Source organism: Treponema sp. UBA753 (assembly GCF_002297325.1).
GTDB lineage: Bacteria > Spirochaetota > Spirochaetia > Treponematales > Treponemataceae > Treponema_D.
On record NZ_DBKJ01000024.1, the window covers coordinates 1 to 10271 of the forward strand.

Consider the following 10271-nt stretch of genomic DNA (forward strand, 5'->3'; position numbering starts at 1 on the left):
AAAATCACGGCGGAATCTACAAGAATCTGAAGGAGCTGCGCGAGACCAACGGAAAATCTTCCAACAATATGTTCCGCGCGTTCGGTCTTGACTATATTTATGAGGAAAACGGAAACGACATCGGCGCGATGATTTCGCTTTTTGAAAAGGTAAAGGACATTGACCATCCAGTTGTGCTTCACATCCACACTTTGAAGGGAAAGGGCTACGCTTTTGCTGAGAAAGACAAGGAAGCATGGCACTGGACGCTTCCGTTTGACCGCGCGACAGGAAAATCGACTGTGAATTTTGGAAACGGCGAAAGCTACGGCGCGATTACTCCGAACTGGATTATGGAGCGTGCGGCAAAGGACAAGAAATTTGTTGTTGTGACTCCTGCAATGCCGGCTTCTGTGGGGCTTGTGCCTGAGCTTCGCGAAAAGCTGGGGGCGCAATATCTTGATGTTGGAATTGCGGAGGAGGCTGCAACTGCGGTCTGCGCCGGAATCGCGAAAAACGGCGGAAATCCGCTCTTGGTTACAAATATGACTTTCTTGCAGCGCGCCTACGACCAGATTTCGCAGGATGTCTGCATAAACAATCTGCCTGTTACAATGCTGATGAACTACAGTTCGTTTGACGGACTTACGGACGTTACGCACTTGGGAATTTTCGGGCTTGCGGCGTTCACAAACATTCCGAATCTTGTGGTTCTTGCCCCGACATGCGCGGAAGAATATCTGAATATGCTGAACTGGTCTATCGGACAGAAATCCCATCCGGTTCTGATTCTGATTCCGGGAAATGAAGTTTTCCACCGCTCATCTTGTGCAGAAGAAAAAACTTTTGACGTGCTTGACACTTACAAAGTTGAAAAGAAAGGCGAGAAAGTCGCTGTTTTTGCGCTCGGAGATTTTTACCAGAAAGGCGAGGCTGTTGCGGCGGCGATAAAAAGCGCTCTAGGCTTTGAGCCGACTTTGATAAATCCGCGTTTTGCAAGCGGCGTTGACAAGAATCTTCTTGAGGAGCTTAAAAAAGACCACGAGCTTGTGATTACGCTTGAGGACGGAATCGTGAGCGGCGGATTTGGCGAAAAAATCGCCTCGTTCTACGGAACTTCAAATATGAAGGTGAAGAACTACGGCCTGGAAAAGAAATTCTACGACCGCTACAATCCTGCCGAGCTTTTGAAGGAAGTCGGAATGACAACCGGGCAGATTGTGGCTGACGTGAAAGAAATTCTGGGAGAATAAAATGAAAAAATCAATTTTTTTAATTCTAGGAGCATTTATTATGTTTGGAGCAAATGCGCAGAGTTCTCAGGGAACACAAAACGCAAAAAAAACGGTTGTCTGCTATTTCAGCGCGACAGGAACAACCGAGCGGCTCGCAAAAACAACTGCTCAAGCCTTGGACGCGGATATTCACGAAATTGTGCCGGTTCACAAATACACGAGCGCGGACTTGAACTGGCACGACCGCAACTCGCTTTCTTCTGTTGAGTGCAACGACGAAAAAAGCCGGCCTGCAATCGCAAGCTCAATCGACTTGAGCAGCTACGACAACGTGATTGTCGCGTATCCAATCTGGTGGGGACTCGCGCCGAAAATCGTCTACACATTTGTTGAACAGAACGACTTAAGCGGCAAAAATCTTGTAACTCTCTGCACAAGCGGCGGAAGCGGACTCGGACGAAGCGGCTCGGATTTGGCAAAGCACGCGAAAGGCGCGCTCCTGAAAGGCGGACGGGAATTCAGAGGAAGTTCATCTGGCGTTGAAGTGAAAAAATACATCGACGGAATTTTGAAATAAATATCGAAGCTTTTTGGAGTTTGAAAATGAAAGTTCTGATGATTAACGGAAGTCCGCGAAAAGACGGAAACACATCGATTGCGCTTGAAGAAATGAGAAAGACTTTTAAGGCGGAAAGCGTGGAAACAGAAATTGTCCGCGTCGGAAACCAGAATGTAAGAGGCTGCATTGCCTGCGGACGCTGCGGCGAGACAGGAAAATGCGTCTTTGACGACGTTGTGAACGAGCTTGCCCCAAAATTCCAGGCGGCGGACGGACTTGTTGTCGCAAGCCCGGTTTATTACGCTTCCGCAAATGCCACATTGATTGCAGTTCTTGACCGCCTCTTTTACAGTTCCCATTTTGACAAGACAATGAAAGTCGGCGCAAGCGTTGTGTGCGCAAGACGTGGCGGCTGCTCGGCGACATTCGACGAGCTGAACAAATATTTCACCATATCGAATATGCCGGTTGCATCCAGCCAATACTGGAATTCCATTCACGGCCGTCTGCCTAGAGAAGCCGAAATGGACGAGGAAGGAAAACAGACCATGCGCGTGCTTGCAAGAAACATGACATTCCTAATGAAAAGCATCGCATTAGGAAAAGAAAAATTCGGTCTGCCTAAAACAGAACAGCGTGTTTCGACAAATTTTATCCGGTAGGGGAAATATCCGCAAAATCAGAAAGGAAAAAAATATGCCGCAAAACGAAAACACAGAAAACCAAAATCAGCAGCTGCCTCCGCAGAAAATTGTTCAGACTGCAGGACGCGCGGCTCTCGGCGAGTTTGCCCCGGACTTCGCGCACTTCAACGACGACATCCTTTTCGGCGAAAACTGGAACAATCAGGACATCGACATAAAGACCCGCTGCATTATTACGGTTGTCTCGCTCATGTCGCAGGGAATAACGGACAATTCGCTCAAATACCACCTTGAAAACGCAAAGAAAAACGGCGTAACCAAAAACGAGATTGCCGCGATTGTAACCCACGTTGCGTTCTATGCCGGCTGGCCGAAAGCCTGGGCTGTTTTCAGTCTGGCAAAGCAGGTCTGGGCGGAGTAGATTTGCGGCGACATTTGCGAAAAAAAATTCGTCTTTAATGTGCTATTTGGCTTACAATCTGCATTATGGCTTTTTGATTTTCTGGCGAAAGTTTGTCAAAATCTTCTATTAATATGTGATATTTTTTATACAAGGCTTCCTTCTTCTTGGCTGAAATTGTTGGCTGGGGGGGGGTGGCTTGTTGACTGCTTTTTTGCCCCATAAGATTTTCGACCGTAGTTCCTAACGCGTTTGCAATTCTTAACGCCACATCCGCCGCCGGAATGCTGTTTCTAGCAATTCCTGTTGAAATTGAATTGAGCGAAAATTTTGCCTTGTAAGCAAGTTCCTTTCTTGTTAAGTTTTTAAGCTCGCGTTCTTGATCCACTTTTTCCCAAAAATTCATGCCTTAAATAATAACACAATTGTATTTTTATTTCGTTGACATGACAATAATGTGTTTGTATAATTTTGTGTAACACAATTGTGTTATTATGATTTTAATTTTTTTAGATGGAGGCATTGAATATGAATTGCGAAATTATTGTTTCTGTATTTTCTTTTATCCTGAGTATTTTTGTTTTTGCATTTTATCTTATTGACCGTCATTTTAAGATGGTGGAAATTTCCATGAACTATAGAACTCAGGTTTTGGAATGGTATGAAAAATGCATCCAGATTTTAAAGCTTATTCCAATAATAAAAAATAATAAAGAAGAACTGGAAAAAGCAAAAGCAAGATTTTCCGGACTTATAGAACAAGGAAGATTCTTTTTTCCAAATATTGACAAGAAAGATGGATTTGGGAATGAAAAGGTTTTGCACCACCGAGGATACAGCAACATAATAATTAATTTTCTTACGGACTGCTACAACCTGATTGCCTATTTTGATGATGCAGAGGCGATTAACGAATATGAAAGAAAAGTAGACTTTTTTACAGCCGCTGTTTTCAGATGTTTTTCTCCAAATAATTTTATAAAAAAGGTCGAAAAAGTTACATTATCTTCATGTTCAGAAAATCTTGTTAGAGAAGACCTTTGGAGGATTGAAATATGAGCTATAAGACTATAAGAGATGAACGCTTTGGAGAGAGTGCCAATACTAATGGAAATAAATCTTTTGGAAAATTTTCTTTAGAACATGGTGGATTTTTTATTGGTGAAGATGTAAAAGCAAGAATGAATCTTATAAGAAATTCTATTCTTGAAGTTAGAAAAAACTGGAATGATAAAAAATTTAGGAAGAAAGCTATTAAGTTGTTTAAAAATCATATAGGTGGAAAATCTTTGCTGTTTATGGATTTTTTTAACGATGAGTGGTATGAGTTTCAGAAAAATCCTCCTGCAGAACAGAACTGCGACTTAATAAGATTTTATACATCTAGTGATGGTTATGAAACGATTTTTAAATACATGAATTCAATTTTTAGAGAGGAACATGACAAAGAAGTGTATGATTCTGCAGCGTTCCTTGTTGAATGCATGAATATTGAACTTTACAACTTGGTAAAAACGAAGCTTGAATTTTCCAACTTTGAAAATACAATTTACAGAGGAATAATGCTTGATGAAAATACAATTTCAAATTTGCTGGACATAAAGGAGCTCGAAGTTCAGGATCGAAAATTTGCAGTTCCGTTAAGTTTTATGTCTTGCAGCAAGAGTCAAGATGTTGCAAAACAGTTTTTAGAAAAGCAGGAACGTCGACCGTATGAAGAGAAGGTAAGAGGTTTTTGTCCTGTACTTTTTAAAATTCATGTTACAAGTTTGGATAAAACTTTTCTTGACCTTTATAAAAGTTATTATCCTACTTCTATTGTCTCTTCTATTTGTGCTGTTGATATAGAAAATATTTCTAAATATATGGAAGAGCAAGAAGTTCTTTTGCGTGGAGCATTTTTTCAGGTTTTAAGATTTTATGAATCAAAAGAAAAGATAGATGGAAAAAATGTGTATGTCTTTGAACTTCTTATGCACAATTCCAACCGAGACCATATTACAACCAGTGCATTTGAAAAAACAAACGCAAGAAGACTTTTTAATACACTTATAGAAATTGACCGCATGAAAAAATGCCAAGATTTTTTTGAAAGTGCTAGTGATAAAAAGCCTTATAAAAAAGTAGAAGAAGATAAGCTTAAAGAGTTGGAGCAAATACAAAAACTTTGCCATGAAGAAAAGTTCTCATCCATGAATCTTTGAGGAGAACGATTTTACAAACGATGAAAAACTGAACGATATTGACTCAAGAGAAACGCTAATGAAATTTGAGAAAATTAAAATAAGAAAAGCAGGAGAAATAAACATGAAAAAACTAATATCCGCTTTGATTATTGCCGCTTTAGCGGTTGTATGTGGTTTTGCGGAATCTGCACCTAAGTCTATGGCGGTTGCAACATTTGATGTTACAGGAAATGCGGTTTCTAGTGATGAGGCGGAATCCATAACTGAACTTTATACATTGCAGAACTTGTTTCAACCGGAAAAGTTTCTGTGGTTGACCGCACGAATTTCAACAAGATTTTAAAGGAAATGCAGTTTCAGGCTGGAGACTGGGCGAACAGTGAAAAAACAGTAAAACTTGGAACAGCTACTGGTGCGGAAATTATAAGCCGTGGGAAGATTATAAAGCTTGGAAGCAAGATGTATCTTTCCGCAACGCTGATTGACGTTAAGACCGCAAAAGTTTTGTCGAGTGCGAAAGTTCAATTTGTTTCTATTGATGACATTTTCGGAATTCTGACGGAATTTGCAAAGGATGCGGTGGAAGGTCTTTCTCTGAAAATCGGCGACATTGGACCGGGCGGTGGACTTGTTTTCTACATAGAAGGCAACCGTGCGTATGAGTGCAGCGAAGTTCTAGGTGAAAGAAATTGGAGCGAGGCAAAAACTTTGTGCAGTGAATATCGAGGCGGTGGATATGACGACTGGTATCTGCCAAACAAAGATGAATTAAATTATATTTATTTGAACTTGAGAGAAACTGGAGAAATTTCAGGCGACGGCGCGTTCTGGTCTTCGTCGGAGGACGGCGGCAATCCTAATCGCGCGTGGAAGCAGTGGTTCAGTGACGGCGATCAGGGCTACTACCGTAAGTATGATACACATTCTGTTCGAGCCGTTCGGGCTTTTAGCTATTAAACACTTTAACTATTTGGAGGAGTATTAAAAATGGCTTTGTATTATGATTTGCCAGTTTTTAAGGACACTTACAAGCTTACGTTGCGCCTGTTCGAGCTTACGCAGCATCTTCCAAGAGAATATAAATTTACTCTTGGTCAGGACATAAAGCGGGACTGCATTCATCTTGTAAGAAGCATATACAGAGCCAACAAATGCCATGAACGAGAAAAATATCTTGAAGAATTTCTTGATGATTTTGAAGTTCTAAAATTGGAAGTCCGGCTGTGCACAGATTTGCATTTGTTTACAATAAACCAGCAGGCGAATCTTGCATTGCAGATGGACGGAATTGGAAAGCAGATTACGGGCTGGAGAAATTCAGTCCGCAGTCAATAGCCGGAATTTCATGTGTTACGGTGCATGAAAGCGAGCAAGGTTTTTGTGTAAAAGCGGTGTGCACACTGGGAGAATGCTGTTTCAGCCTCAAACCAGTTTATATTCAGCGGTGAAAACACTTAAGAACAAACTGCACACAAACGCGTTCTGGTCTTCGTCGGAGTACAACAACAATAATAATAACGCGTGGAAACAGAGATTCAGTGACGGCAATCAGAACAACAACAATAAGAATAATACAAATTCTGTTCGAGCCGTTCGGGATTTTAGCATAGACAACTAATCCAGCTAAAACGAGGTGCACAATGAAAAAATCAATTCTTCTTTCTGTTTTAATGTTTGCGGTGGCGGTGGTTCTTCCGGCGCAGACTGTTGCGGTGTTCGACTTTGATTGCGACGACGAGGCTTATTATGACAAGGTTTCCACGATGACCGACCTGCTTGTTCATGAGCTTGTGAAGGGCGGCGATGTTACCGTTGTTGAGCGCAAGAAAATTGACAAGGTGATGGCGGAGTACCGTTTTCAGGCGAATCCGTACATCGACATCACGACGGCAAAGCAGATGGGAAAGGGAATCGGCGCGGACTGTATAATTGTGGGCTCTGTGGCGGCTCTGGGCTGTCCGCTTTACATCACTGCCCGAATGATTGACGTTGAGAAGGGCACTGTTCTTCATTCCGCAAAAATGAGCCTGAACTTTTGGAACGAGTACGAGTCCCAGCTTCCGAAATTCGCGTCTGAATGTGTGAAGAAAATTCCCCAGCCGAATATTTTTACCGGCGTCTGGACAGGAACTCTTTCGACTGACGAATTTGACGACAGCTACGAAATCACTTTCGGCGAAAAATCAAAGTGCGGCATGAAAGTCGTTTCCGTAGATTCGGACGGCAATGAAACCGTTTTGGAAGGCAGCGGAACTTATTCGTACACAAGCGACAGTTTTTCAGGCGGAAAAATCTTCAAGCTGAATGCGACTTTCCGCAACGCAAAAACGAAACGTCTGCGCAAAATCGAATGGGCGTATCCTGCCAGCATGAACCGAACACACACGGAATTCAGCATAAACGTCTACCCGGACAGCACTAAAAAAGAACTCGCCCGGCTCACGCTTTCAAAAGTGGAGTAGGGAGTTTGCAAGTTCACCAATGCCGATGTTTTTTTATAGATTGCTGACCGAGTTTGCTTCGCAAACGTCGCGTGTCGTAGCACGGCAATGACAGTTGAACTACGGCTCTGCGACTTTCAGGCTTCCGAAGTCCGGTTGGATAAAATAAGCCTGCTGCATTGTTCGGAATCCTGAGAATTTTGCGTACTGCCACAGGCGCGGAATCAGATTTTCGTCGTAGTTCTTGAACTGGACTTTTATGAAAGTGGAATCGGTTTCGTTCTTTTTGTTTTTTTCAGAGTTTGCGGCAAAGCTGATTTTGCTGCCGTTTTTGACATCGCCTGCGTTTAAAATGATTCTGTTCCGCTCCAAAATCCGTGCGATTGTGTTTTGCGGCGGAAGAATATTGCTTTTTTTGATGTTGCATTCCGGGCAGCTCAGGACGAAATTCCAAAGTTTGTCTTCTTTTACAAAACTCCACGGAATAAAATGGTCAACATGGATTTTCCCCGGAAGTTTTTTTCCGCAGTAGAAGCAGTTACATTCCTCGAATTCCGAAAAAAGAATGTCGCGGTAGATTTCAAGCGGTGTCCTTTTCGGAAGCGAAAGCTCAAGTTTTGAAAGAAGGTGAAACAGCACATTTTCCTCGTTGATTTTCTCAAGGAATTTTGCCCAGGCATAGTAATTCAGTTTTTCAATCTCGATTTTATATTTCAAAAGGAATCCGTAAGCGCCCTGCGAAAGCGTGATGAAATTTCCGTTCTGGTCAAAGCCGTAGAGCTTTCCGCCGAAATCACCGTAAAGCGCACCGAGAACATATTTTTTGCATTCCGCCTGAACTTTTTGAATCAGTTGCGTTCTTGCATTTTCTTCGATAGAAGCGAATTCAAGATTTTCAAGAACCGGATTTGTTTTTATAGCCTCACCGAATATCTGCTCGATTTTTGAAGTTTTTCCTTCAGCCGTCGGCTTTTGCTGATGAAGATGATATTTTACAACAAGATTCCAAAAACTTTCGGCGAATTTTGCGAACAGGTCGGAATAGAAAATCAGCTGGCCGTTCTCGCCCGGCGTGTTGTTCAGAAGATTGTCCAGAATCGATTTTAAAAGCGCGAACTTGTAGGTTGAAGTCTTGTGGCAGCTTTCCGAAAAAACAAAATTGAACAGGCTCCAATATTCATCATCGGAAAGTGAGGAAAAGTTCAATTCGCCAGATTTTGAATTCCACGCCATTTTTTGTCCTTAATAACGGTCGTTTTTTGGGACAGGTTCAGTCATTTTTCGCCGTCCTTTTTTCTATCCAGTTTTTTATTTCATCTTTTGAAACTGATGAATCGGCAACTTTTAATCCAAAGTCTATGAGTTCTTTTTGTGTGTATGAAATTTTTACATTATTTAGTACCAAAAAGACAAGCATGATATGAGTACCAATTCTTTTGTTTCCGTCCAAAAAAGGATGATTTTTTATGATTGAATATGATAACTGTGCCGCTTTGTCTGAAATTTCAGGATACAGTTCTTTTGAGTCAAAAGTTTGAAAAGGCGAATTTAATGCAGATTCAAGAAGATTTTCATCACGTATGCCATCAATTCCGCCGGTTTCTTTTATTAAGGAAGTGTGAATTTTTAAAACTTGTTCTTTTGAAATTAAAATCATTTTGCAAGTTCTCTGTATGCTTCAAGATTTTGTTTTATAAGGGCATCCGAAATTTTCTGCACTTCATCATCAGAAACAAAAGTGTATGCTGGACTTTTTTCTTCATCAAGAACTGTAATTATAACTTTTTTGCCGTTGAATTTTTCAAGAGAATTATCTGATGCACGAACAACATTTCCCTGAATATAGCCAGTTGTTGCAAACATAAACGCCTCCATTTTGAAGTAAGATAATCTTCAGAATTATATCACATTTTATGAGTTTCTGTTAATTTTCAGTTGAAAATCGCCTTGCGCAAAGCCGCATTTATTTTTGTCTGGTAGCCTTTTCCCAGCCTTTTGAATGCCTCGATGACATCTGCATCGAGTTTCAGTGTAATCTGCTGTTTTTTAGGTTTGTAGTATGCTGGATTTGCAGGAGCAAACTCAGAAAGCTCTTGTTTTGAAAGTTTTGGAGCGTCTTCATAATTTATTTCGTGATTTTTTGCAGCTTCAATTTCATTAAGTGCATCAAATGTTGGTTGGTCGCCAATCTTGATTTCTTTTTCTCCAATCTCAAAACTTATGTGGTGCTTCTGCTTGTTCTGCTGATTTTTATTTTCATCCCACTCGACGTTCATAGAGAAAGTATATACTGAAAAGTAGCTACTGTAAACAAAAAATCCTGTCCCAAAAAACGACCGTTTTCTTGCGCAGGTCAATTGGTGCGCGTCTTGCGGAATTCCTGTGTTTGATGAAAATAATTCAGCTGGTGCGGTTTGCAAGTGTCCGCTTTGCCACGATGAGACTGAATATCTTTCCAGCGATTTGCGGCCGGTTTTTCTGGAGGAGCGGCTTTTGCTTGAACTGTTGCTTGAAAAAGAGCCATTTTCCCTTGCTTCATCTTCGGTGTGGAATAGTGCGAACCGTTACTACATCGACGGAAAATCTGTTGCAATTTCGTCTTCGGTTTTTAGAAACGCCGACTGCGATGTTCTCCGCAAAAAACTGAATGAGTTTTCCAAAGAAAATCTTGAAATTTCAAAACCGCATTTTGACTCAACAATCCAAAAATTTATTCAAGCGAACAAAAGCCGTTTTAATTCCATAAAGGACGAAGCTTTTGCTTTTGTTCAAGATGAGGCAGCGAAGTTCGTTCAAAAAAACGGTGCAGGCTCAGAAAACCGCATGA

General features: G+C 41.3%; 15 protein-coding genes and 1 pseudogene. 11 read left to right on the forward strand and 5 right to left on the reverse strand.

What is annotated here, in order from left to right:
- From B4C08_RS01445 to B4C08_RS01460, 4 genes are all read left to right on the forward strand, one after another.
- Positions 1–1232: 1-deoxy-D-xylulose-5-phosphate synthase (locus B4C08_RS01445; RefSeq protein ID WP_296662265.1), on the forward strand; the 1232-nt coding region annotated here is incomplete at its 5' end.
- Between the two features lies 1 nt (position 1233).
- Positions 1234–1791: a flavodoxin gene (locus B4C08_RS01450; RefSeq protein ID WP_296662266.1), complete on the forward strand. Its 558-nt coding sequence runs from the start codon at positions 1234–1236 to the stop codon at positions 1789–1791.
- Positions 1792–1817: 26 nt separating this feature from the next.
- Entirely contained in the window at positions 1818–2435 is a 618-nt protein-coding gene (locus B4C08_RS01455) for a flavodoxin family protein (protein WP_296662267.1), read from the forward strand.
- A 34-nt stretch (positions 2436–2469) separates the two neighbouring features.
- Complete coding sequence (locus B4C08_RS01460) at positions 2470–2838, forward strand: carboxymuconolactone decarboxylase family protein (protein ID WP_296662268.1); 369 nt, start codon at positions 2470–2472, stop codon at positions 2836–2838.
- 34 nt (positions 2839–2872) lie between these two features.
- Here B4C08_RS01460 and B4C08_RS01465 read toward each other — a convergent pair whose 3' ends face one another.
- The gene (locus B4C08_RS01465; protein WP_296662269.1) at positions 2873–3223 is read right to left on the reverse strand and encodes a helix-turn-helix domain-containing protein; all 351 of its coding nucleotides are present in this window, start codon (positions 3221–3223) and stop codon (positions 2873–2875) included.
- A gap of 122 nt (positions 3224–3345) precedes the next feature.
- Between B4C08_RS01465 and B4C08_RS01470 the strand changes: the two genes are divergently transcribed.
- The 6 genes from B4C08_RS01470 to B4C08_RS01495 all read left to right on the forward strand — a co-directional run bounded on the left by B4C08_RS01470 (position 3346) and on the right by B4C08_RS01495 (position 7465).
- Positions 3346–3876 (forward strand): hypothetical protein, encoded by a 531-nt coding sequence (locus tag B4C08_RS01470; protein WP_296662270.1) that lies wholly within the window; start codon positions 3346–3348, stop codon positions 3874–3876.
- The gene (locus B4C08_RS01475) at positions 3873–5021 is read left to right on the forward strand and encodes a hypothetical protein (protein ID WP_296662271.1); all 1149 of its coding nucleotides are present in this window, start codon (positions 3873–3875) and stop codon (positions 5019–5021) included. Before B4C08_RS01470 ends, B4C08_RS01475 begins: the two co-directional genes overlap by 4 nt.
- Positions 5022–5124: 103 nt before the next feature.
- The gene (locus B4C08_RS01480; protein WP_296662272.1) at positions 5125–5346 is read left to right on the forward strand and encodes a hypothetical protein; all 222 of its coding nucleotides are present in this window, start codon (positions 5125–5127) and stop codon (positions 5344–5346) included.
- A complete protein-coding gene (locus B4C08_RS01485) occupies positions 5313–5960 on the forward strand; it encodes a DUF1566 domain-containing protein (RefSeq protein WP_296662273.1) in 648 nt (215 codons plus the stop codon). The genes B4C08_RS01480 and B4C08_RS01485 overlap by 34 nt, the downstream gene beginning before the upstream one ends.
- Positions 5961–5990: 30 nt before the next feature.
- Entirely contained in the window at positions 5991–6338 is a 348-nt protein-coding gene (locus B4C08_RS01490) for a four helix bundle protein (protein ID WP_296090751.1), read from the forward strand.
- A 305-nt stretch (positions 6339–6643) separates the two neighbouring features.
- A complete protein-coding gene (locus B4C08_RS01495) occupies positions 6644–7465 on the forward strand; it encodes a CsgG/HfaB family protein (RefSeq protein ID WP_296662274.1) in 822 nt (273 codons plus the stop codon).
- Between the two features lie 99 nt (positions 7466–7564).
- Here the strand turns inward: B4C08_RS01495 and B4C08_RS01500 are convergent, their stop codons facing one another.
- The 4 genes from B4C08_RS01500 to B4C08_RS01515 form a co-directional block, all read right to left on the reverse strand.
- Positions 7565–8677: an HNH endonuclease domain-containing protein gene (locus B4C08_RS01500; protein ID WP_296662275.1), complete on the reverse strand. Its 1113-nt coding sequence runs from the start codon at positions 8675–8677 to the stop codon at positions 7565–7567.
- A gap of 37 nt (positions 8678–8714) precedes the next feature.
- Positions 8715–9101: a type II toxin-antitoxin system death-on-curing family toxin gene (locus B4C08_RS01505; RefSeq protein WP_296662276.1), complete on the reverse strand. Its 387-nt coding sequence runs from the start codon at positions 9099–9101 to the stop codon at positions 8715–8717.
- Positions 9098–9307, reverse strand: a complete 210-nt coding sequence (locus B4C08_RS01510) for a hypothetical protein (RefSeq protein ID WP_296662277.1) — start codon at positions 9305–9307, stop codon at positions 9098–9100. The genes B4C08_RS01505 and B4C08_RS01510 overlap by 4 nt, the downstream gene beginning before the upstream one ends.
- A 68-nt stretch (positions 9308–9375) precedes the next feature.
- On the reverse strand, positions 9376–9720 hold the full coding sequence (locus B4C08_RS01515; protein WP_296662278.1) for a BrnA antitoxin family protein: 345 nt from the start codon (positions 9718–9720) through the stop codon (positions 9376–9378).
- A 106-nt stretch (positions 9721–9826) separates the two neighbouring features.
- On the opposite strand from B4C08_RS01515, the pseudogene B4C08_RS01520 reads away from it, so the two are divergent.
- Positions 9827–10271 (forward strand): annotated as a pseudogene (locus B4C08_RS01520) (phosphoadenosine phosphosulfate reductase); the annotation flags it as partial.

Bases quoted from the DNA above. Each gene is read 5' to 3' on its own strand.
- B4C08_RS01450 (WP_296662266.1), top strand. From the start codon at position 1,234: ATGAAAAAATCAATTTTTTTAATTCTAGGAGCATTTATTATGTTTGGA.
- B4C08_RS01455 (WP_296662267.1), top strand. From the start codon at position 1,818: ATGAAAGTTCTGATGATTAACGGAAGTCCGCGAAAAGACGGAAACACA.
- B4C08_RS01460 (WP_296662268.1), top strand. From the start codon at position 2,470: ATGCCGCAAAACGAAAACACAGAAAACCAAAATCAGCAGCTGCCTCCG.
- B4C08_RS01465 (WP_296662269.1), bottom strand. From the start codon at position 3,223: ATGAATTTTTGGGAAAAAGTGGATCAAGAACGCGAGCTTAAAAACTTA.
- B4C08_RS01470 (WP_296662270.1), top strand. From the start codon at position 3,346: ATGAATTGCGAAATTATTGTTTCTGTATTTTCTTTTATCCTGAGTATT.
- B4C08_RS01475 (WP_296662271.1), top strand. From the start codon at position 3,873: ATGAGCTATAAGACTATAAGAGATGAACGCTTTGGAGAGAGTGCCAAT.
- B4C08_RS01480 (WP_296662272.1), top strand. From the start codon at position 5,125: ATGAAAAAACTAATATCCGCTTTGATTATTGCCGCTTTAGCGGTTGTA.
- B4C08_RS01490 (WP_296090751.1), top strand. From the start codon at position 5,991: ATGGCTTTGTATTATGATTTGCCAGTTTTTAAGGACACTTACAAGCTT.
- B4C08_RS01495 (WP_296662274.1), top strand. From the start codon at position 6,644: ATGAAAAAATCAATTCTTCTTTCTGTTTTAATGTTTGCGGTGGCGGTG.
- B4C08_RS01500 (WP_296662275.1), bottom strand. From the start codon at position 8,677: ATGGCGTGGAATTCAAAATCTGGCGAATTGAACTTTTCCTCACTTTCC.
- B4C08_RS01505 (WP_296662276.1), bottom strand. From the start codon at position 9,101: ATGATTTTAATTTCAAAAGAACAAGTTTTAAAAATTCACACTTCCTTA.
- B4C08_RS01510 (WP_296662277.1), bottom strand. From the start codon at position 9,307: ATGTTTGCAACAACTGGCTATATTCAGGGAAATGTTGTTCGTGCATCA.
- B4C08_RS01515 (WP_296662278.1), bottom strand. From the start codon at position 9,720: ATGAACGTCGAGTGGGATGAAAATAAAAATCAGCAGAACAAGCAGAAG.